Source organism: Rhodopirellula sp. P2 (genome assembly GCF_028768465.1).
Classification (GTDB): domain Bacteria; phylum Planctomycetota; class Planctomycetia; order Pirellulales; family Pirellulaceae; genus Rhodopirellula.
The window spans coordinates 3,711,361-3,734,327 of sequence record NZ_CP118225.1 but is presented as its reverse complement, the minus strand read 5'-3'; the positions used below and the strand labels follow the sequence as shown (position 1 = coordinate 3,734,327).

Here is a 22,967-nt window from a genome sequence, read left to right as displayed (position 1 = left end):
CTGAGTCCTGAGTCCTGAGTCGCTGTGGTCGCTGTGGTCGCTGTGGTCGCTGTGGTCCTGTGGCCCTGTGGTCCTGTGGCCCTGATAAACTAAAACTCCCCCACCCAGCCCTCTGACCCAGCCTAATCATGCTACCGTTGCCCCCAAACTCCATTGTCGGTCGAGTTGCAGCCGGTGTGATTCTGGCAAGCTTCTTGTCGTGGATGCAAAACCCTGCGAAGGCCTCTCCACCCAACCTGGTCGTGATCATCGCTGACGATCTGGGCTATGGCGAAACCGGAATGATGGGCAATGCAGAAATCCCCACGCCTGCGATCGACGCATTGGCGCGATCCGGAGTGCGTTGCACCAGCGGCTACGTGACGTCGTCGTACTGCAGTCCGTCGCGTGCCGGGTTCCTCTCAGGACGCTATCAATCGCGTTTTGGCTACGACCTCAATCCGACCGGTGAACGCAATCATCATCCCAACGCGGGTTTGCCTCCTGAACAATCCACCTTTGTCCAGCACCTCCAGGCAGCGGGCTATCAAACCTCGCTGATCGGCAAGTGGCACCTTGGCACTCGTCCCCCACAACTCCCAACGGCCAAAGGTTTTGATCGCTTCTTCGGCTTCCTGCACGAAGGTCATTTCTACGTGCCTGGGCCTCCCTTTGAAAATGTCTGGACCATGCTTCGCGACAGGTCGCTTGCCGCAGGACAGTTTCAAACCAACGGCAACACCATCCGGGGCAACTACGCGCGAATCAATGAACCCGCCTACGATGCCAACAACCCAGTCCTCCAAGACTCCCAACCGCTCGACGAGTGGAAGTACCTGACCGACACGATCACCGAACAAGCGGTCGAAACCATCTCTCAATCCGCCTCGTCCCCTTTTGCAACCGTGGTCTCTTACAACGCCGTGCACTCTCCGATGCAGGCCACACTCGAAGACCATGAGTCAGCGCGACACATCCAAGATCCCCAGCGACGTATTTTCGCAGGCATGTTGATTGCCTTGGATCGCGGTGTTGGGCGAATCCTGGAGACACTCGATCACCACCACCTTCGCCAGGATACCCTGGTGATTTTCTTCAGCGACAACGGTGGGCCGACCGCGGAATTGACCAGCAGCAACGCCCCTCTTCGAGGCGGCAAAGGCAGCCTGTACGAAGGCGGTGTGCGGATCCCAATGGTGTGGAGCATGCCGGGTGTGATCCCGGCCGACGCGGAAGAACAGACGCCGGTGCTGAGTCTCGACATCGCTGCCACGTTCCTGCCGATGGCCTTGAATGATTCCCCCCCAAACAACCTGGACGGCATCAATGTCTTGCCATGGATCGGGCGCGACACACCCCCCTCCGCCCGGCCCCTGTGGTGGCGGATGCCACGAGGTGCTCGGGCGCTTCGCCAAGGCAAATGGAAATTCGTGCAGGCCCGGAAAGACCAACCCATCGAATTGTTTGACCTGGAATCCGATCTCAGCGAATCCGAGGATTTGTCCGCCTCCCATCCTGATCGGCTGCAGGAATTGCTGGCCGTTTGGGAATCGATGCAAACCGACATGCCACCTGCGAAAACCCTGCAATAGGCTGGGAACAGCCGTGTTTTCTCCGGCTGCCGAAAACCTCGCACGGTTTTGAATCAAAATCTTTGTAAATCCGCTCCCGTGTGGAATGACCTATTGGAGGAACATGGTATGGCGGCGAGCGACCGGCCTAGCAACATCGTCGATTCGAACGAACGAGAGCAACGATACAACGAGTTTGTTGCTTTGCTGACTCGGCATGATTTGTCGATTCGTCGGTTCGTACGCTCACTGCTGCCAAGCCGTGACGGGGTGGAAGACGTCGTGCAAGAAACGGCGCTCGAATGCTGGCGAAAGTTTGACGACTTTGCAACGCAGAACTCAGGGCAAGCAGACGAGTTCGCTCGCTGGGCATGCGTGATCGCCCGCTACAAAACTCTCAGTTGGCAACGGGATCAGGGCCGCGACCGATTGGTGTTTCGCGACTCGGTGATGGAAGTCCTGGCAGCATCCGCCCTTCCACAATTGGATCGACTCGAAGAGGAACGACGTGCGATGGAAGGCTGCTTGGCAAAGCTGGGTGAATCCCAGCGGCAATTGGTCTTGAGCGTTCACTCACCCGGCCAATCGGTCTCATCCATTGCAAAGCAAACCGGCCAGAAAGCTCGACGCCTCTATTACCAACTCAATGTCTTGCGTGCGTCGCTCCAGCAATGCGTCGAAAAACAACTGCAACAGGGACTTCGCCATGGATGACGCGATTCAAAAACTGATCTACCAAGCGATCGACCAAACGATCTCGCCCGAGGACTTCGACCAACTGCAAAACCTGCTCGAGGGCAGTGAAGAAGTGCGGCAAGCGTATTTGAAGGCGGTCCACCTGAGCGAATCCCTTCATGAGATCGCTGCGTCCCCGACTCCGAATCTCGGCTCCCCAACTCAGGCAGCGGATCCGCCGATCACGCTGCCGCTGTACCGTTGGCCCAGCGTGTTCGCGTTTCGCTCTCTGATGATTGCCGCGACCGCTTTGATCATGGTCGGTGGACTGGCGTACTGGTTGGGCCAGCAACACCTGTCGTCTCCCGTCACCACTGAAGTCGCGGCGTTTGAATCGGATGGCATCGAATCACAGATCGCAGGGCACGCGACCCTTCGTCGCGCGGTCGATCTTCAATGGCCGTTGAACACTCTGCCGGCAAAAGTCGGTGATGTCTTGCCCAATGGTCAGCTTCGATTTGAGAGCGGAATTGCGGAGATCGATTTCTTCTGCGGCGCCACCTTGATCGTGGAAGGCCCCGCGAATTTGGACATCGAATCCGATTGGTCGGTCCGCGTGTTGGAAGGTCGCCTGCGAGCGACGGTCCCGCCGGCGGCGCGCGGATTCCTGGTGAAGGCAGCGGAGTCCGAAGTCGTTGACCTGGGCACGGAATTCACCATGGACGTCACCGCTGACACCGCTCGCGTCGAGGTGGTCGACGGGGAAATCATGTTGCGAGGCGGCAAACTGGACGGGCAGCATCTCCACACCGGCGACAAGGAAATCCTTCACGGCTCACCCTCCAGCCAAAACATCGACCGCATGATCACGGCGACCGATTTGTATCAACGAGATCTTTCGGCAACGCAGCAACGTTACGAAGAATGGCTGGAGTCGATGCGTTCGCTTCAAGCAGACAAACGACTGGTCGCACATTACGCCACCTCGGAACTCAATCAACGCACGCTTCGAAACGGTTCCAGCACCGACGATACCCGAGACGGATTGCTGGTCGGTCCCGTCGACGTGGTTGCCGGACGCTTTGGACCGGCATCACGCGGTCTGAATTTCAACCGACCTGGATCCCGCATTCGCACTCGGATTGACGGCGACTTCCAAGCGTTCACGTTCGCTTGCTGGGTCAAAATCGACAACCTCGACCAACGCTACAACGCGTTGTTCATGGGGGATGGCTACGAGAACGGTGAACCCCACTGGCAGATTCGCGATGACGGACGGCTGATGTTCTCTGTGATGGTTGATGATTCACAGAGCGTCAGTTTCTTCAACGATCGTGATCAACGCGTTGTCAAAGACGCTGGCCTGCACCATGTGTACTTCACCGAACCATTTTGGGACATCTCCAAGAGCGGTCAGTGGTTTCATTTGGTCGCTGTGTATGACCCAGCCTCCAAGCGAGTGCAGCAATACGTCGATGGTCAACGAATCAGCGACGAACGCATCCAACCCAAGTTCCAAATGGACTCACTGCGAATCGGTCCTGCCGAAATTGGAAACTGGGGCCAACCGTTTCGCGAAACGCCTTGGTTCGCAGTCCGCAACTTGGACGGAACAATCGATGAACTGACGATTTATGATGCCGCGTTGGAGGCATCCGAAATCCAGTCGTTGTACGAATCTGGCAAACCGCTTGGTTATTGAGCGGAACAGACCGTGGCCTAGGCTCCCAGCCTGTGCCTGAACAATCACCACCTGGGAGCCGATGCACCCGGCGTGCACCAACCTTCCCGGCCCTCTCCAACCAATGCCTCCATCCTTCCTCCCCATCGCCCCACCGAGAAACATGATCCGTTTGTTGCTCACTCTGTCTTTTGGCCTGATCTTGCAATCCGTTGGATTGGCAGCCGAGAAACCCAACGTGTTGTTCATTGCAATCGATGACTTGCGTCCCGAACTCGGGTGCTATGGATCGCCGATTGCAAAGTCGCCTCACTTGGATCAATTGGCCTCGGACGGATTGCTGTTCAACCGTGCCTACTGTCAACAAGCGATTTGCCGTCCGTCGCGAGCGAGCCTGATGACGGGAGCGCGTCCCGACACCACCGGGCTGTATCACAACTACGTCTCACTTCGCGAATTGCAACCCAACATCCTGACGTTGCCCGAGCACTTCATCGCGAACGGTTACGAAGCGGCTTACTGCGGAAAGATTTTCCACCAAGGCGACACGGATGACGGACGGTCATGGAACCGTGAATCGGTGAAGCGCGTCGCTGGTATCCAGAAGCCCAAGGGGGGATACGCTCTGCCAGAAAACCTGAAAACGAAGTCCGTTAACGTGAAAACCATGTTGGCAAAGTATGGCGAGGCTGCACGCCGCGGATTGGCTGCAGGACCCGCTTATGAAAAAGCCGATGTTGCCGACACAGACTACGTCGATGGCTACAACACCCAAATGGCCATCGCGACTTTGAAAGAGATGGTCCAAGAGGACAAAAAACCATTCTTCCTGGCGATGGGATACAAGCTGCCGCACCTGAACTGGTGTGCCCCCAGCAAATACTGGGACCTGTATGACGCCAAGGACATTCCCATGGCCGAAGAAACCAACGCCCCCCAGAACGGCGCCGCGATGGGGCTGCATGCCTCCTTCGAGCTTCGAACGCGAGCGGGCATTCCCAAGGAGGGCCCCTTGTCTCCTGAACTTTCGCGGACGCTCAAGCACGCCTACCTGGCTTCGGTGAGCTACGTCGATGCTCAAATCGGCAAACTGATTGCCGCCTTGGAAGAGGCCGGCGTGCGCGACAACACCGTGATTGTTGTCTGGGGCGACCACGGATGGCACTTGGGCGACATGGGGGTCTGGGGCAAAGCGACGAACTATGAAATTGCGACCCGCGTGCCACTGATGATCTGGGCTCCGGACATGCAAGCTCGCGGTGCCCAAACGGATGCCTTGGTGGAACTGGTCGACATCTACCCCACGCTTTGCGATCTGGCTGGCATCCCGGTGCCGGCTCACACGGAAGGCACCAGCTTTCAACCGCTGATGAACGATCCCAATCAAGCGTGGAAGCAGGCTGCATTCAGCCAGTATCCGAACCCAGCGCTTCGCGAATGGGCAGCCAACCCTCTCTCGCAAGGCATGCGAGAAACCTGGTTTGGCCCACTGATTCAACAAGTCGAAAACCGCATCATCGAGCAACAGGGATCAAAGTGGGACCGCGAACTCTTTGAACAGCATTTGATGGGCTACACGATGCGGACCGATCAATATCGTCTGGTCGTCTGGCAAGACCATCGTGCCCCCGAGGCAACCCCGATCGCAGTTGAACTCTTCGATCATTCACGCGATCCACATGAAACCATCAACATTGCTGACAAAGAACCTGAATTGACCCAACAACTCTTGGCCCAGTGGCGTGCCGGATGGGAGGCAGCGAAATGAGAAAACCAATGCAATCGAAACGTTCCCCTTCTCCCTTGAGCCTGTTGATTCTGGCGGCCTGCATGGGCAATGTGGGTGCCGCCGAAAAGGTTGACTACGAAAATGACATCGCTCCGATCCTGGAGGACCGATGCGTCTACTGTCACGGCGAAGACGAACAGGAATCCGGCTTGCGCCTTGATTCACGACCTCACATGCTTCGTGGTGGCGACTCGGGTCTACCTGGTTTGGTGCCCGGACATCCAGAAAAGAGTTACGTGATGGATGTGATTCGGCACGCCGAGGATGCCACGGCGATGCCACCGGACGACGATCAGCTGGCCGACGAAGAGATCGAGTTGATCTCGCGTTGGATCTCGGAGGGTGCCGATTGGCCCGGCCAGATGGACGCGGTCCTCAAATTCGAATCCGATCACTGGGCCTTCCAACCCGTCGTGCGTCCAGAGATCCCCGTGATTTCGGAAACGAAAGACCGAGCCAATGCACAGGCACTGCAGCCAGTCGATGCTTTCTTGCGATCGCGGTTGGCTGAAGAGGGGCTCGACTATTCCGATCCAGCCGAGCCACGTCGGCTGATTCGGCGACTCGCGATCGTTTTGACAGGACTGCCACCCACGCCAGAAGAAACCGAAACCTTCGTTCGCGAATTTTCTGCGAAGGGAGACTTGGCCTACGAGCAAGCAGTCGATCGCTTGCTGCAATCGCCGCACTTCGGTGAACGCTGGGCTCAACACTGGCTCGATGTCATTCGCTGGTCCGAAACCAACGGTTCCGAAGCCAACCTGTATCGCAAGAACGCCTGGGTCTACCGCGACTATGTGGTCCGGTCGTTCAACGAAGATAAACCGTACGATCAATTTGTCCAGGAACAGATTGCGGGCGATTCCATGGGTGCGGGGGAAGCGACCGGGTACTTGGTCGCTGGACCACACGTTCCGGCGGCAACCGTCGGACGTGAACCCACTGCGATTCGCCAGGCTCGCGCTGACCGGATGGATGAGATCATGCAAACCGTGGGGGCGTCGGTCATGGGTGTCACCGTGGGCTGCGCTCGTTGCCACAACCACAAGTTCGATCCGGTGACCATCCAAGACTACTACTCGATGACAGCCGTCTTTCAAGACGTTGAGTTTGGAAGTCGTCAGCCGGAGTTCTCAGAAGAGCACCCGTTGCGAAAGCGCGGCCAAGAACTGTGGCAACAAATTCAAACGCAACGCGAAAAGCTTCGCGACGAAGGTGGCTGGGAAGAAGACTGGGGTGCCTACCGTGAACTTCACTTCCCCGCCGCGACCACCACGGCCGTTCGAATTCGATTCAAGACGCCCAACTTGGGACTGGATGAACTGGAGGTCCTCGGACCTCACGGGTTGAACCGCAACCTCGCTGATGCGAGGGCAGGAACCCAGGTCACGGGATTCCCCGAGGAGGGCACCGACGGCCGCAATCCAATTGAGCGAATCAACGATGGCGAATTTGGAACCATGGCGTGGCGAACCAAACTCGACGCCAAGCAAGCAGAACGTCCCTGGGTTCAATTCAACTTCCAAGGACCGCAAACGATCAACCGACTTCGTTTGAGCAACAACCGCGAATACTTCTACGACACGGACTACCTGAACAAAAAACCGTATCTCCCGAAGTATCAGTTCGACATGGACATCATGCAGGAGGACGGAACGTGGCAACCATGGACCGGCACCTGGGCGGTCGGTGAAAAACTGCTGAAGAAGAATCCGGATCGGAAGCAAACGATTGCCAACATCCAAGGCCTGATCGATCAATTGTCCGAAGAGGGCCCCCAACCGAGTTTCGTGGGCCGGTTCGTCGAACCGGTTGAGACCCGCGTGTTGTTGCGTGGCAGTCCAGAGAGCCCCCACGATGAAGTGATGCCTGCGGCACCGGAAATCTTCGACGGCGACTTGGGTCTCGACTCAACAGCGTCCGGTCCCGAACGACGCCGCAAATTCGCCAAGTGGCTGACCTCACCGGACAACCCGCTGACGGCCCGCGTGATGGTCAACCGACTTTGGCACCACGTCTTTGGCTCCGGAATCGTTCCGACGACCAGCGACTTTGGCCGAGCGGGTGCTCCTCCGACGCATCCCGAACTGCTGGACTGGCTGGCCGACGAATTCGTTTCGCCCGCCGAAGGGGACACGCCGGCGTGGTCAGTGAAATCGTTGCTGCGAATGCTGGTGATGTCCCATGCGTTCCGTCAATCGAGCCTTCCAAACGAACAGGGACTCCAACAGGACGCGGGCTCCGCTTTGCTTTGGAGATTCCCTCCTCGCCGAATGGAAGCCGAAGTCATTCGCGACTCCATCTTGCTGGCGTCCGGTTCGATTGATTTGCGAATTGGCGGCCGCAGCTATCGGATCCACAACGAAAAAGCGACTTACGCACAGTGGGAAGTCGTCAACAACCACGGCGCAGAGACTTGGCGGCGGATGCTGTATCAAGAACGAATGCGGCGGGTGGATGACCAGATCTTCACGGCCTTTGATTTTCCTGATTGCGGTCAAGTTCGCGCGAAACGACCGGTTTCGACCACGCCACTGCAGGCATTGAACTTGATGAACAGCGACTTCGTGCTCGAGCAATCGGACCGGATCGCGGAACGAGCCCTGCTCGAATCGAATGACGATCTCGACCTCGCCATTGACCGTTGCTTTGAACTGTTGCTCGGTCGTTCGTCCACCGAATTCGAGCGAACCGCTTGTCGGAACATGGCACGCGATGGCGAATTGGCATTGGTGTGCCGAGCGCTGATCAACTCCAACGAACTCGCCTTCCTCCCTTAGCACCGGACCGAAACATCATGACAAATCCAGAGAACCTTTCCGCTCACGGTCGCCGGTTGCTTGATCGTCGAAATTTCCTTGGCACCGCCGGGCTGTCCACCGCTGGGCTTGGCCTGGCAAGCTTGCTGCAAGCCGATGGATTGCTGGCATCGGACGTGGGCACCGCCGGGGGCAAGACCCCCATTCGCCCGTCGATCGATCCTGACAAACCGTATTTGCCGCGACCGGCCCACTTCGAGGCGCCCGCCAAACAGGTGTTGGTGATTTTCTGCCCTGGTGCGGTCAGTCATGTCGACACGTTTGACTACAAACCAGCGCTCACGAAGCTGCACGGACAAAAACCACCGGGCATCCCGGCGGTCACCTTCGAAGGCCCCACGGGCAACATTGCCAAACCGTTTTGGGATTTCAAACCGCGGGGTGAAACCGGAAAGATGGTCTCGGACTTGTTGCCCCATTTGGCGGAACAGGTCGATGACTTCTGCTTCCTGCACTCGCTCCACACAGACACGAGTGCCCACCCACAGGGCGAAAACTTTCTGAACACGGGGTTCACGATGGAAGGGTTCCCGTCGTTTGGATCCTGGGTGACTTACGCCCTTGGAACGGAGAACCAAGAACTGCCCGCCTTCGTTGCGATCAACGATCCGCGCGGTTTGGCTCGAAGTGGCAAGAATAATTTCGGCAACGGATTCTTGCCGGCTGCCTTCCAGGGCACCGACTTCAATGCCAAGAACCCGCCCAACAACTTGCATCGGCCCAGCCGGCTCTCCCCCGATGCGGATCAGGCAACGGTTGACTTGCTGCAACGACTCAACGCGAAGCATCTGGAACTCTACCCCGGCGATGCCAACTTGGCCGGACGCATCGCGAGCTACGAGCTGGCGGGAAAGATGCAGACCTCCGTTCCTGACGTGATGGATCTTTCCGGCGAAACAGCCGCCACCCTGAAGGCCTACGGCGTCGAAGGTGGCAGTCCAGTGCGAGGGGAATACGCCAAGAACTGCATTCTGGCTCGCCGCCTGATTGAGCAGGGCGTGCGAGTGGTTCAACTGTTCAATGGCAGCGATCCCGCAGGTGGCAATGGGATCACGAATTGGGATTCACATTCCGATATCGCCAAGACGCACGCGATGCAAGCCGAGATCATGGACCAACCGACGGCGGCTCTGATCGCGGACATGCGTCAGCGTGGATTGCTTGAAGACACGTTGGTCGTTTGGGCGACGGAGTTTGGCCGAATGCCGTTCTTGCAATCCAACGGCACGGGACGCGATCACAATCCGGATGCCTTCACCTGCTTCCTCACCGGTGCCGGTGTCAAACCTGGCTTCAGCTATGGCGAGAGCGACGAGTTCGGTTTCAAAGCCGCCGTGAACCCAACCTCCGTCTATGACTTCAACGCCAGCTTGTTGCACTTGATGGGACTGGATCACGAACGATTGACGTTCTATCACAACGGATTGGAACGGCGATTGACCAACGTCCACGGCAGCGTCATTCACGATGTGATGGCCTGATGACAGTCACCCATCGACTCCGCGGGTTGAGATTCCTTTCCGAGCCCCAGCTTTGAACCGACACCCGCGAGGTCGTCGACCACGGTGACTTCCTGCGTGCTTGGCCACCAACCCTTGCAAGCCGCGGTCCCAGTTCAGGCACCACCGCCGATCATCTCACGGTCGTGCCTGATCAGGACCATGGCGATATTCGATGGTGAAGGCTTGCGTTGCTAAGCAGGTCGGCATGACTGATCGGGCAGAATCATGTGAGCCGTTTGGGCGTTCGCCGATTGGCACTTACTTCACCCTCCCTCGGGGAGGGTCGGCCCGCTTCGGGCCGGGGAGGGCAAGCCTGGGCTGTCAAAAGGTTGGTATTGACACCGCTTTGGACTGCGCAGGTTTTGTTCCTCGACTTCGCCCCAACGGGGCAGCCCTATGCCAGCCCAGGGCAACGCCCTGGGTTGTGGCGGGACCAAGATTACAAAGCCCCAACGGGGGCGGTCCTAGCGGGTTTTGGGGAGTCTTTCTTAGGGCCGCCCCGTTGGGGCTGGTGTCGGAATCTCCGTAACGAAACCCCAGGCGATGCCTGGGGCTATCTTAGAGCTGCCCCGTTGGGGCGTAGGACAGAATAAAAATCAACGTCGCATTTTCCGTGTCAATACCAACCTTTTGACAGCCTAGGGCAAGCCTAAAACCCGTTGTGTAGCCGCTCCCCTCGCTTCGCTCGACCCTCCCAGGGGGGAGGTTAAATTTGTAAAGCAAGTGCCGTTTGGGCGTTCGCCTGGGCTGGACGTGGTAGCAACCACGCTTGCCAAGACATTTCAAACGCTGAAAGACTCCTGCTTACCTTGCCGCCGGGGCGTTGTTTGGCCGATCGACATGCTTGAGAAATCGAAAGATGTCGCTGCCTGTGGTGAGAATCAGCGTGCTGTCTTTGTCCAGCATTTCTTGATACGACTCCATCGTCATGATGAATTCATAGAAGTCAACGGATTCGTCGCTTTGGTTGTAAGCACTGGCGTAGATCTCGGTCGCCTTGGCGTCCGCAACGCCGTGAATTTGCTGGACCGTTTTGTAGGCTTCGGATTCGATTTGCAGCAGGTCTCGCTCGCTCCGCCCCATGATCTTCGCCGCCTCGCCCGCGCCCTCGCTGCGAAAACGTTCTGCGATCTGCTGTCGTTCACTGATCATGCGTTCAAAAATACGCATGCGAACACTTTCGTTGTAATTGATTCGCTTGAACCGAACGTCCAGCAACTCGATTCCGAAATCATTGAGCTTGCTCGCGGCCTTCTCGAAGATTTCGTGTTCAATCACCGCACGCCCCAGCGTGATGGGATAGAGCATGCCGATGTTGCCGGGTGCGTCGACCAAGGTCGCATCGACGTCGGGCTCGCGATCCTTGGTGGTGCGAATGACTTCGATCAGCTCGTGCTTGGCAATCGCGTTGCGAGTTTCGCTGCCGAGGATGTCATCCAAGCGAGACTGGGCGCTGCGTTCGTCTCGCAATCGCAGAAAGAACTGTTTCGCATCGTTGATCCGCCATCGTCCGAACGTATCGACCACGATGTAAGTCTTGTCCTTGGTCGGCATCTCGTTGGGGCGACCATCCCACTCCAAGATTCGCTTCTCGATGCGGGTGACTTCTTGGATGAACGGGGTCTTGAAGTGAAGCCCTGCGTCGCTGATCGGATCCCCCACGGGCTTGCCGAACTGAGTGATGATGATCTGTTCGGTTTCCGACACGGTGTACGCGCTGCTCAAACCGACAAAGGACGCCAGGAGCAGAAGCAGGACGGCGAGGGGCAGGAAGGCACGTTTCATCGTTGGCCTCGTTGTGTGTCGGTTGACATTTGCAGCAGCGGCAAAATTTGACTGGCTTCTTCGTCCAGGATGATCTTCTTGCCAAGGTTGGGCACCACCGCCCGCATCGTTTCAATATAGATGCGTCGCTTGGTCACCTCGGGGGCCTTCAGGTACTCGGTCAAGACAGCATTGAAGCGAGACACATCCCCCTCGGCTTCGTTGACACGTTTGAGGGCGTAGCCCTCGGCGGCTTGAATCTTCTGTTCGGCTTCCCCACTGGCGCGAGGCACGACTTTGTTGTATTCGCCGTTGGCGACATTGATCATCTTCTCCCGTTCCTGCTGGGCTTGATTGACTTCGTTGAACGAAGGCTGAACCGTCACCGGTGGGTTGACGTTCTTCAACTGAACTTGGTCGATGCTCAAACCAAGCTGGTACTTGTTCACCACGTCCTGCAGTTGAACAAGAGCTTCCGCTTCGATCTCTTGCCGCCCCACCGTGATCACCTCGTCAACAGTGCGATCACCAACCACGGTTCGCATGACCGATTCTGAAATCGCCCGGAGCGTGTCGCCGGGGTTGCGAACCTCAAACAAATAAAACTGTGGATCGCGGATTCGGTACTGGATGATCCATTCCACAGTCGCAGCATTCAGGTCACCGGTGACCATGCTCCGTTCCTCAGCTTGCTCATTGGAATACTGCTTCGTGTCGGAAGCTCCCTCGGTGCCGAATCCAAACTCCTGTTTCAGTTGACGCTTGACCGGCAGGATGGAGACCTGATCCACACCGAAGGGAAGCTTGTAACGCAGACCAGGATCGACCGTTTTGATGTACTTGCCGAACCGCAACACAACTCCTTGCGATTCCGCTTGAACGGTGTAAACGGAGGTGTAAGCCAACAGGGCCAATAGCATTGCCGGGACGCCCCAGAAAAGGAGGGGGCGGAAATCTTCCATCCTCCCCCAATCGATGTTTTGCCAATCAAAGTCTCGCCGGTTGCCGCGTTCAAAGCTCATTGGGCTGTTCGATCAAGTCAAAGGATTGGTCGCTGAATCACTTCGAGAGACAGCAGGCCATCGAAAGATGACCAAGGAGAAGTCGGACGGCTCACTCTAATGCAGCCCGATTCGACTTGCTAGGGTCGCGGGCCGAAGAACCGTTGACTTTCACCGGTGACTTTTAGCAACGCGTGAACAACAAGTGACGATGTTAAGCAGGTCGGCTGGAATGATCGGGCACAACTCTGTGAGCCGTTTGGGCGTTCGCCTGGCCTGCGCGTGAAAACCGTGGCTAACGCCAACGGCTCACATACCCGATGACACCTGCGTACCTGCTTAGCGGTGTGGCGCAAGCCGCCCGGTGAGGAACCGGAGGGCTCGCGTCCTTCCGCTACGTCACTTGTTTTTCACGTGGTGCTTAACTGCGTGACAAGCGAAGACTCACTCCACCACATAAATCTGCGAGGTCAACGAGAGCGGGAATGTGCCGCCCGTTTCGTATTGTGCCTCGATGAATCCTGCCACGCTTCCCGAGTTTGGCGATTTGATTGGCGCGTTCCACTTTCCATCCTCTGCCGCCTCCAAGGACGTCGACTTCCAATGCGACGATCGGAGGTCACGTGTGGGCGAGGTGGTGGTCCAAACCATCACCTTGGTTGGGGTTTGATCGCTCGTCGCAATGATTTCCATCCCCTCCGGCGTGGTTACCGAACGCGTTTTCCAATCCGGCATGACAATGTCTTGGCAGACCGATCGATGCAGCGCCGAGACACCCCCCACCATTCTTGAGATGTCATTCAACCCGTGTCCATTGTTCGGAATGTTCAGCAGCCACTTTGAACCGGGCAGATCGTCGAAGTAGTGCTGCGATGAATCGGCAGGCCAATAGGGATCATTGCTGCCCAGCAACACGAGCTTGGGCATGTCCAAGGCCGCCCGGTGCTCATAGGGATCCACCAACTGCATCAACGTTTTACCGCTTGGTGTCGACATCATTTCTTGAAGACCACGCTGGGTGTAGTCCTTGATCTGAGGCGAGTAGGCTCCCCAAGCTTCGAGCTGATGTTTCATCTGCACATTCAGATTCAACATGTCGATGACCATCGGGGCGATCGCTTTGACTCGCGGGTCCGTCGCCCCCACCAAGTACGTTGTCCATCCACGTTTGCTCGCTCCGGTCACCGTGAACCCGTCCAACGACAGCCCCCACTCCTGCTCGGTTGCACCGACGACCGCGTCCATCGCAGCCGATGCGGAACGCGCCATCACGGGCAACAACGGCCACTCAGGATCCTGCGTTTCAAAAAACTTTTGAAAGGTGAGCGAAATCAAAGCGTCTTCCTTCAGCCCATCCAACATCGGTTGAAAGGGAACCTGTTTCAGGATCGCAACCGGTGTCTTCACTTCCATTGCGAGACTCGCCAGAACAACCGCCTCGCGGGGCACTTTGACTTCAGTCGGCCCCTCCGATCCCCACTCGGATTTCCAAGATCCACCGGTGATCAGCATCAATGCATTGGATTCATTCGGATCCACCTCCGGCGGATTCAAAATGTACAGTTCATGTTGCCAAGGAATTCCTTGCCACAATTGTGAGACCAGGTGCACCAGGACGTAGTCGCACCCACCGAGATTCCCACGATCACGGATCTCCCAGCGAAAATGCTCGTCTCGACGCAACACCATCTCCGCCAAACGCTCGGTTGCTTCGGCACCGGAGACATCTGATTCCAACGGCCTGAGGTCATCCGCTCGAAGATTGGAAGCGGTCACCGAAAGAGTCCCCCACAGCAGCAACAAACCGAACGTCCATCGTTTTCCAAACACGGCGCGAGACTCAAACAGTTCAAGGAATCCATGGGAGCCGACCACGGCAGTGGCAGGAGTTGCATGGTGAAGTTGGTTGCAAAGACACGTCCACGCGAAGCCAACGAATCGCGTTCCGGACCATCATCTCATAAAATCACCGATGAAACATGAATCCCATCAAGAACCTTTGCCTCTCAAACAAAGTCAGGAGTCCAACGTTGAAGTCATTGACCAAAGAACTGTGGATGGAAATCCCCCACCGTCGCGGAATTGTTTCCATCCACCGAGAAGTCGACCAACTGGTTCGAGAGAGCGGCATCCAAGAAGGCATGGTGTTGGTCAACGCCATGCACATCACCGCCAGCGTCTTCATCAACGACAACGAATCCGGCTTGCACGCGGATTACGAACGTTGGCTTGAGGAACTGGTTCCATTCCATGCCGGTACGGACCCGGCCTCAGGCGGCTACCTGCACAATCGAACGGGAGAGGACAACGCTGACGCGCACCACAAACGCCAAATCATGGGGCGCGAGGTGGTCGTGGCAATCACCGAAGGCGAGCTTCACCTCGGGCCTTGGGAACACATCTTCTAAGCAGGTCAGCAGGAATGATCGGGCAAAACCATGTGAGCCGTTTGGGCGTTAGCCCCGGTTGTACGTGGGAGCAACGACGCTACCCAAAACATTCAAAATGCTGAAAGACTCCTGCCGAACTGCTTACTACGAGTTTGACGGGCGACGTCGCAAGCGAATCCTCGTCAAAATGATCGGCGAGTAACCGCTGGGGCAGTAACCGCTGGGGCGGCACGCGGGATTGGGGCGGCCACAAGCAGCGACGAAGCTCGCGCACAAAAAAAAACCACGCAACGTGAGTTGCGTGGTTTTCTGTTCATTCGAAATGGCAGGCTGGCTTAGCGAGCTCCGGCCAATTCTTCTTTCTTGCGTTCCGCAATGATGTCTTCTTGGATGTTCGACGGAGTCTGACGGTAAGCCGCCAATTCCATCGTGAACGTTCCTTGACCTTGAGTCATGCTGCGAAGGTCGGTGGCGTAACCAAAGGTTTCTGCCAAAGGAACTTCCGCACGAATGACCGTCATGCCTTCGTTGGTATCGTTGCTGGTCATCAGACCACGGCGACGAATCACGTCCCCCGTCACGGTTCCTTGGAAGTCTTCCGGGACTTCGATTTCAACGCTCATGATCGGCTCGAGCAACTTCGGAGCAGCTTGCTTGAAGTACTCGCGGAAACAACCTTGAGCAGCGGTGTAGAAAGCCTTTTCGCTGGAGTCAACGTCGTGGTAGCTACCGTCGAGCAACTCGATGCGAGTTCCCACCACGGGATAATCGGCAATCGGACCCTTGCCCAGGATATCGCGGAAGCCTTTTTCGACAGCCGGGATGTACTGCTTTGGAATCCGTCCACCGACGACCTTTTCTTCGAACTCGAAGCTGTCTTCGCTTTCCGATTCGATTGGGATCAGCTTGCCAACGATGTGAGCGTACTGACCTGAACCACCGGTTTGCTTCTTGTGCTTGTAGTTGAAGTCGACTTCTTTGGTCGGGCTTTCGCGGTAAGAAACCTTGGGAGCACCGACTTCGATTTCGACGCCGTATTCACGACGAATGCGTTCGATGTAGATCTCCAGGTGCAACTCACCCATGCCCGAGATCAGGATCTCGTTGGTTTCTTCGTCGGTGTAAACGCTGAACGTTGGGTCTTCCTTGCGGAAGCGTTGCAACGCCTTGCTCATCTTGTCGCCATCGCCACGGTTGAGTGGGTTGACGGCGATCTTGATGACGGGCTCAGGCACGAACATCGATTCCAGCGTCGCGTAATCTCGCTCGCTGCAATAGGTGTCCCCGGAGGCACAGTCGATGCCCATCACGGCGATGATGTCGCCGGCACTGGCTTCGTCAATTTCTTCACGTTTTTCACTGTGCATTCGCACAATCCGGCTGAAGCGTTCTTTCTTCGTCGAACGTTGGTTCGTGTAGGCCTCGCCCTTCCTGATCGTGCCTTGGTAAATCCGCATGAAGGTCAACTGACCGAACGGATCTTCGGCGATCTTGAAGGCCATGCCGACGAACGGCTTTTCCGGATCGGGAGCCAATTCGATCTTCTTGTCTTCGTCAGAAGGGTCGCGACCGTAGATTTCACGATCCAGTGGGCTGGGCAAATACTCGGTGACCGCGTCGAGCAAGGGTTGAACACCTTTGTTCTTGTACGCACTGCCCATGTAGACAGGGGTCGCACCGTTCAGAACGGCCTGACGCATGACCTTGTAGATCATGTCCTTGGGCACTTCTTCTTCGCTGAGCAGCAACTCCATCACTTCATCGCTGTAGTTGGACAACGAATCCAACATCGCGACGCGTGACTCTTCCGCTTCGTCTTTCAAGTCCGCTGGGATTTCGCCCGTGACAACATTTTCGCCTTGGTCGCCTTCGAAGGTGTAAGCCACCATTTCGATCAGGTCGACGACGCCACGGAAGTTTTCTTCCGCGCCGATTGGAATTTGCGCCAAAAAGGCATCGGCACCGAGTTTTTCCCGGAGTTGCTCGACCACGCGTCGGGGGTTGGCACCGGTGCGGTCCATCTTGTTGATGAACGCCAAGCGAGGAATTTGGTATCGCTTCATTTGACGGTCAACGGTGATCGACTGGCTTTGCACACCACCGACACTGCACAGAACCAACACGGCACCGTCGAGAACACGCAGCGAACGTTCCACTTCGACGGTGAAGTCGACGTGGCCGGGCGTGTCGATCAAGTTGATGTGATAACCCTTGTGCTGAACGCTGGTCGCGGCACTGGTGATCGTGATCCCACGTTCTTTTTCCAGTTCCATGTGATCCATCGTCGCGCCGTCACCACCACCACGAACATCTTCGATCTTGTGAATCCGACCGCTGTAAAACAGGATCCGTTCGCTCAGAGTGGTCTTGCCCGAGTCAATGTGGGCACTGATACCAATGTTTCTGATTTTCTCCAAATTCATAATACTTCACCTAAGCGCGACCAATGCGGCGGTTCCAAGCACGCCCGTCGACACCACTGACATGGATGTCGCAGAAATTCCGGGTGGATTTGGAGGGTGGCCGACGAATCGTCAAAAATTGTTGGGGGGTGTAGACTGGCAATACCGGGAATCGCCCGGACATCCGTTTCGAATCTCGCCAAGAAATCGAACGGAAATATCGCAAAGGTGGCCCCGATCGGGAACCCCAAAACGAATCAGGCGCAATCTTTGCTCGTCATTGCCGACAGATCCTCCCTGACATTGGATTTTTGAGACGATTTTGCCCGCCAACTTCAGCCATCCCGCCGTGCCGGACCCGCTCCCCGATTTTTCAGAATCGCTGGCGGCCCTGCAGGCGAAGATCCCGGTTCTTCGTGAATCCCCCCATCCGCCCCTGGGAGTCGTGCTCGGCAGCGGACTGGGGGGACTCGCCGATGCGATCGAATCCCCCACCGTCATCCCCTACCGTGAGATCCCCGGTCTGGCCGCGTCCACCGCTGCCGGGCACCGGGGCGAATTCATTGTGGGGCACCTGGCGTCGCGGCCAATCATCGCCATGGCCGGCCGACTGCACGTTTACGAGGGACATTCACTGCCAGACGTCACCCGGCCCGTCGCACTGATGGCGGGAATCGGAATCAGCGAACTGGTCGTCAGCTGTGCGGCAGGCGGGCTGAACCCCAGTTTTTCAGTCGGTGATCTGGTCCTGATCCATGAACACAGCAGTTGGTTGGGTGGAAAACTAGGGGCACCTCCGACCCTGTTTCAGTCCCCGATAAACCCATCGTCAGCGCCAGCCTCGGCGGCGGGGTGGTTCCAACGGCGGCTGAGCACCTGTGATCCGACACTCGACCAAATCGCTCACCAGACCGCTCACAAGCACGGGTTTGAACTTCGCCGCGGAATGTACTTGGCCGTCAACGGCCCCAACTACGAAACCCGGGCGGAGTGCCGAATGATGCGGGGCTTGGGTGCGGACTTGGTCGGCATGAGCACCGTCCCAGAGATCCTGTCCGCCTCCTCGGCGGGCGTTCGAACAATAGGGATTTCAGTCGTCACCAACCTCGCGCTGCCTGACGCCCCGGTGACCGCCGATCACGCGGATGTCTTGGAGGTGTGCGAGCGGGCCGCCGACCGGTTACAACAAATCGTCCGAGCGATTGCCACCCATGGAGCGTGACGTGACGAAGGAACCCCAGCAGCCCGATCATTCTTGGGACATTTCCCAGCTGTCCGATGCCGAATTGCGATCGGCGATGCAATCGATTCCCTGTCAAACCGACCCCGAGGCCCCCGCGCCGCTGGTCGAGTTGACCGGCCTGCATGGCCAGCATTCTGCGATGATGCGTTGCCAAACGCCGCTTCGATTCCAGGCCGCAGGCGACCTAGGCGATTACGCGTTCGCGTTTTGTCGCGATGCGGACGTTCGCCTGGACGGCAACGTTGGCCACGGCGCCGGCGACGGCATGAGCGGCGGCGTGGTCCTGATCACGGGCAATGCGGGCTGCGGTTTGGGATCGGCGATGACCGGCGGGACCCTGGCCGTCTACGGCTCGGCAGGCGACCGGGTCGGTGCGGCAATGCGTGGCGGCAGCATCTTTGTTCGCGGTAGCGTCGGCGATGACACGGGTGCCGGAGCCCTGGGCGGCACGATCGTGGTCGGCGGAGATGCGGGCAAACGACTGGGCGACGGGTTGAACAACGTGACCGTTTTCCTGCGCGGCAAGGCGGAATCCTTGGCCCCCGGTGTGATCGAAGCTCCGCTGAGAAAACGAGAAGAGGTCCGCCTGGGATTGCTGCTGATGGGAGCCTCGATTCGCGGCTCAGCTTCCGAGTTTCGACGCATCATTCCCCAGGCACGCCTGGACGCCGAAGAAGCGGGTGCCGGCGAAATCCGCCCGAACTGGCGCTAGCAGCGGTCCCGCTCTCGCTCTGGTTGGCCCGGTTTCGCCCCCCATCAAACCGTAGCCGGAGTCGCCCGACTTCGGTCTTCCTGCAAACCAGCCTGTTGATTGAATCAGCCGGAACGCGATAGCGTCCGGTTCGTCTTCGGTAACCGTGAGCTAGCGCTGGGCTGTTCAATCATTGGGTTGCAGCGTTTCTGGTGTGCGCAAGTTTCTGCCTCGCATCAACAAGTCACCTCTCCCTCAGCTTTGCTGGGGGAGAGGTCGAACAGGCCGATGGAGGCCCTGTTCGGGTGAGGGGGCGATTCACAGCAGATCGACCGAGGCTGGGTAAGCTAAAAGCGTGAGCCAGGGACGCCCCCAACTCCCACGACGGCCCCATCCGGGGCGACCGTTTGTTTTCCGGCATCGGTCTCTCGGGGCTTCCGCCCAATGGCACTTACTTTACAAATCCACCCTCCCCCTGGGAGGGTCGAGCGAAGCGAGGGGAGGGCTACACACCGGGTTTTAGGTTCGCCCTCCCCGGCCCGAAGCGGGCCGACCCTCCCAGAGGGAGGGTGAAGTAAGTGCCATTCGGCTTCCACCCCGAGCGAAGCACGACGGCCCCCTCCGGTTCCTCACCGAGCGACTTGCGCCACACCGCTAAGCAGGCACGCAGGTGTCATCGGGTATGTGAGCCGTTTGGCGTTAGCCACGGTTCCCACGTCCAACCAGGCCAACGCCCAAACGGCTCACATGGTTGTCCCCAATCATTCCAGCCAACCTGCTTCAATGTTTGCGTGATGGGTTGGTTTCGTCGAGCAGTGTGACGCGAACGTTTGAAAGTGGACTCGGGTGCGATGAGGTTTGGCGATGAAAGGCCGCCCGACGGAACCGTGGAGGACAACTGTTCGACTCTGCAGCACGACCTCGGATGTGGATTCGAAGACGCTGAATTCAGCCGCCAGAGACCACATCGAGGTAGCGATACCCGCCGCGATTTTGACGTGCGATTTCTTTCATGAACGAATTCGCGGGCTCGGGGCCCGAGCCGAACTGGATCGCATGGATCACCGTCCCGGTCTGCTCCGCTCTCCGGCGGATGTCCGCCATCTGTTCCGCACTCATCGTTTGAATCGACGCGTCGGTCAAAAAGAAAATCGCGTCCGGTGCCAACCGCAACGCCATCCGCAGTGCCAACTGGTGCTCGGTCCCGCCGATCGCGACGGTCCGCTGGACAAACGCCTCGGCCCGTTGGCGATTGCCCTCTTCCCCCCAAACCAAACCGCTGGTCTGACCATCGGGTGAAAACGCCTTGGGGCGATCATTGTAAAAGATGACCTGAAACTGCTGGCGTTCACTCAACGTCTGCAAGCTTCGAATCAATTCTTGCTTGGCCGCTCGCAAAGGTTTGCCACCGGATGCGGACATGCTCTCGCTGTGGTCGAACACATACACAAACGCGCTGCCGGATCCCGAGACACCAAACACCGAGGTGGTGGTTTGACCCGCCCCTTCGCCCGCGCGGGTCGTGCCGGGAACCAATTCACCGGTGCCCAACTGATCCGCGGTTTTGCCGTCGCCAAACCGCAGCACACCTTCGACTCCGGTCCCCTCGGACTCGCCCGCCGCCACGCCGCGGCGAGTCAGTTCGGCAAACAAACCGTCCAAATCCACGGGCGGCACAAAGCCCGCCGGCGGTGCCGACGCGGCCGATGCTGTCGACTGCGACTGCTCCGCATCGGTCGAATCGACGGACTGGGAACGTTCATCGACTGCTCGATCCGATCGGTTCGCGGTCGCGGCGTCGGACTGTTCCGTGGAATCTTCGGTGACGTACAGCGTCCGGTCCGGCATTCGGTAGGCCATCGCCACACCGACGCTGGTCGTCGGCTGCTCGATCGTCCCCGCCGATCGAGATTGCACCCAGCCAAGAACGGAGCCAATCAGAATCAGGTGAACCAAACAGGAACCAACCAGCGGCCCAGTCGAAACGGTCGGCCGCTGCCACGGCGTCTCGACCGCAGGCACGTTGCCTGGAACACGACTGGTTCGAGGACGATTGGATCCTGGTCCGTCGGAATTCCCGGTGTTCGTGTTCGGTTCGTGAGGAGGTGAGGAGGCCATGGCAGCTCAGGAGCGTTCCTTTTCCGTTATTTGTGCCGCTTTGCGCCGTCGTGACCAGACTTTACGCTAAGGGGGACATCGCGGGAGGAAACCAATTTCCAACGGCGATCATTTTCGTCTGTTTTCCCGGAGATCAGTGTAGTGAGTAACGAATCAGGCCGTTTTCTTTTCACCAGTGAATCGGTCAGCATGGGCCACCCCGACAAGCTGGCGGACCGAATTTCCGACAGCATCTTGGATGCACTGTTGGCCCAAGATCCCAACAGCCGCGTCGCATGCGAAACGCTGGTCACCACGGGATTGGCCGTCATCGCCGGTGAAATCTCTTCCCAAGCAGACGTCGACTACGAAAAAATTGTTCGCGACACGATCGTGGCCGTCGGCTATGACGATCCCGACATCGGAATCGATGGCAAGACCTGCGAAGTCCAAATCCGCTTGGACGCGCAAAGCCCCGACATCGCTCAAGGCGTGAACTCCGACGAAGCCTCGGGCAAAGACATCGGCGCGGGCGACCAAGGCCTGATGTTCGGTTACGCCTGCAAAGACACACCTGAATTGATGCCCCTGCCGATCGCGCTCTCGCATCGCATTATCAACCGCATCACCGAAGCTCGCTTCAACAAAGAAGTCGACTGGTTGCGTCCCGACAACAAGAGCCAAGTCACGGTCGAGTACGAAGGCAATCGCCCCGTTCGCATCGAAGCCGTCGTCGTCAGCGCTCAACACGGCCCAGACGTTTCGCACGATGAAATCGAAAAGTTCGTGATTGAAAACGTCGTCAAACCTTCGATCCCAGCCGAGCTGGACAAGGGCGACATCAAGTATCACATCAACCCAACCGGCAAGTTCATCATCGGTGGACCTCACGGCGATTGTGGCTTGACCGGCCGCAAGATCATCGTGGACACCTACGGCGGCTGGGGCCGTCACGGTGGTGGTGCCTTCAGTGGCAAGGACTCGACCAAGGTTGACCGCAGTGCAGCTTACATGGCTCGCTACGTTGCCAAGAACATCGTGGCGGCTGGCCTCGCCGAACGCTGCGAAGTCCAATTGGCTTACGCGATTGGTGTGACGGAACCTGTCAGCGTTCACGTGGACACCGAAGGCACCGGCACAATCGAGGACGCCAAACTTTGCGAACTGATCCGCGAGCACTTCCCGTTGACTCCCGGTGGGATCATCGAGCACTTGCAACTGCGTCGTCCCGTGTTCGTTGAAACCACCGCTGGTGGCCACTTCGGTCGCGAAGGCGATGGCTTCACCTGGGAAAAAACCGACAAAGCAGAAGCTTTGGCGGAAGCCGCTGGTGCCACCGCCACCGTCTGAGGTTCCGTCTTTC

Annotated in this window: 15 protein-coding genes; 10 read left to right on the top strand and 5 right to left on the bottom strand. The window is 57.8% G+C overall.

Features of this window, described 5'->3' with window-relative positions; translation table 11 throughout:
* The first annotated feature begins 128 nt into the window (after positions 1 to 128).
* The 6 genes from PSR62_RS13185 (at position 129) to PSR62_RS13160 (ending at position 9,995) form a co-directional block, all read left to right on the top strand.
* Complete coding sequence (locus tag PSR62_RS13185) at positions 129 to 1,571, top strand: sulfatase-like hydrolase/transferase (RefSeq protein WP_274403472.1); 1,443 nt, start codon at positions 129 to 131, stop codon at positions 1,569 to 1,571.
* Positions 1,572 to 1,679: 108 nt separating this feature from the next.
* Positions 1,680 to 2,264, top strand: a complete 585-nt coding sequence (locus tag PSR62_RS13180) for a sigma-70 family RNA polymerase sigma factor (RefSeq protein WP_274403471.1) — start codon at positions 1,680 to 1,682, stop codon at positions 2,262 to 2,264.
* Positions 2,257 to 3,927 carry a LamG-like jellyroll fold domain-containing protein gene (locus PSR62_RS13175; protein WP_274403470.1) on the top strand — a complete coding sequence of 557 codons (1,671 nt, stop codon included), beginning with the start codon at positions 2,257 to 2,259 and terminating at the stop codon, positions 3,925 to 3,927. The genes PSR62_RS13180 and PSR62_RS13175 overlap by 8 nt, the downstream gene beginning before the upstream one ends.
* A 142-nt stretch (positions 3,928 to 4,069) precedes the next feature.
* The gene (locus PSR62_RS13170; RefSeq protein ID WP_274403469.1) at positions 4,070 to 5,674 is read left to right on the top strand and encodes a sulfatase; all 1,605 of its coding nucleotides are present in this window, start codon (positions 4,070 to 4,072) and stop codon (positions 5,672 to 5,674) included.
* The gene (locus tag PSR62_RS13165; RefSeq protein ID WP_338020072.1) at positions 5,656 to 8,475 is read left to right on the top strand and encodes a PSD1 and planctomycete cytochrome C domain-containing protein; all 2,820 of its coding nucleotides are present in this window, start codon (positions 5,656 to 5,658) and stop codon (positions 8,473 to 8,475) included. The genes PSR62_RS13170 and PSR62_RS13165 overlap by 19 nt, the downstream gene beginning before the upstream one ends.
* 17 nt (positions 8,476 to 8,492) lie before the next feature.
* Entirely contained in the window at positions 8,493 to 9,995 is a 1,503-nt protein-coding gene (locus PSR62_RS13160) for a DUF1501 domain-containing protein (RefSeq protein WP_274403467.1), read from the top strand.
* Positions 9,996 to 10,820: 825 nt separating this feature from the next.
* Here PSR62_RS13160 and hflC read toward each other — a convergent pair.
* From hflC to PSR62_RS13145, 3 genes are all read right to left on the bottom strand, one after another.
* A complete protein-coding gene (hflC, locus tag PSR62_RS13155) occupies positions 10,821 to 11,801 on the bottom strand; it encodes a protease modulator HflC (RefSeq protein WP_274403466.1) in 981 nt (326 codons plus the stop codon).
* Positions 11,798 to 12,802 carry an FtsH protease activity modulator HflK gene (gene hflK / locus PSR62_RS13150; protein ID WP_274403465.1) on the bottom strand — a complete coding sequence of 335 codons (1,005 nt, stop codon included), beginning with the start codon at positions 12,800 to 12,802 and terminating at the stop codon, positions 11,798 to 11,800. The genes hflC and hflK overlap by 4 nt, the downstream gene beginning before the upstream one ends.
* 423 nt (positions 12,803 to 13,225) lie before the next feature.
* A complete protein-coding gene (locus PSR62_RS13145; protein WP_274403464.1) occupies positions 13,226 to 14,611 on the bottom strand; it encodes a PhoPQ-activated pathogenicity-related family protein in 1,386 nt (461 codons plus the stop codon).
* Positions 14,612 to 14,811: 200 nt separating this feature from the next.
* On the opposite strand from PSR62_RS13145, the gene PSR62_RS13140 reads away from it, so the two are divergent.
* Positions 14,812 to 15,189: a secondary thiamine-phosphate synthase enzyme YjbQ gene (locus tag PSR62_RS13140; protein WP_274403463.1), complete on the top strand. Its 378-nt coding sequence runs from the start codon at positions 14,812 to 14,814 to the stop codon at positions 15,187 to 15,189.
* Between the two features lie 317 nt (positions 15,190 to 15,506).
* On the opposite strand, the gene fusA is transcribed toward PSR62_RS13140, so the two are convergent.
* Positions 15,507 to 17,594 carry an elongation factor G gene (fusA, locus tag PSR62_RS13135; protein ID WP_274403462.1) on the bottom strand — a complete coding sequence of 696 codons (2,088 nt, stop codon included), beginning with the start codon at positions 17,592 to 17,594 and terminating at the stop codon, positions 15,507 to 15,509.
* A gap of 301 nt (positions 17,595 to 17,895) precedes the next feature.
* Here fusA and PSR62_RS13130 point away from each other — a divergent pair, with 301 nt between their 5' ends.
* Positions 17,896 to 18,795, top strand: a complete 900-nt coding sequence (locus PSR62_RS13130) for a purine-nucleoside phosphorylase (protein WP_274403461.1) — start codon at positions 17,896 to 17,898, stop codon at positions 18,793 to 18,795.
* A gap of 1 nt (position 18,796) precedes the next feature.
* Positions 18,797 to 19,528, top strand: a complete 732-nt coding sequence (locus PSR62_RS13125) for a tributyrin esterase (protein ID WP_274403460.1) — start codon at positions 18,797 to 18,799, stop codon at positions 19,526 to 19,528.
* Positions 19,529 to 20,455: 927 nt separating this feature from the next.
* Here the strand turns inward: PSR62_RS13125 and PSR62_RS13120 are convergent.
* The gene (locus tag PSR62_RS13120; RefSeq protein WP_274403459.1) at positions 20,456 to 21,625 is read right to left on the bottom strand and encodes a VWA domain-containing protein; all 1,170 of its coding nucleotides are present in this window, start codon (positions 21,623 to 21,625) and stop codon (positions 20,456 to 20,458) included.
* 141 nt (positions 21,626 to 21,766) lie between these two features.
* Here PSR62_RS13120 and metK point away from each other — a divergent pair, with 141 nt between their 5' ends.
* A complete protein-coding gene (gene metK / locus PSR62_RS13115; RefSeq protein ID WP_274403458.1) occupies positions 21,767 to 22,954 on the top strand; it encodes a methionine adenosyltransferase in 1,188 nt (395 codons plus the stop codon).
* Positions 22,955 to 22,967: the final 13 nt, after the last annotated feature.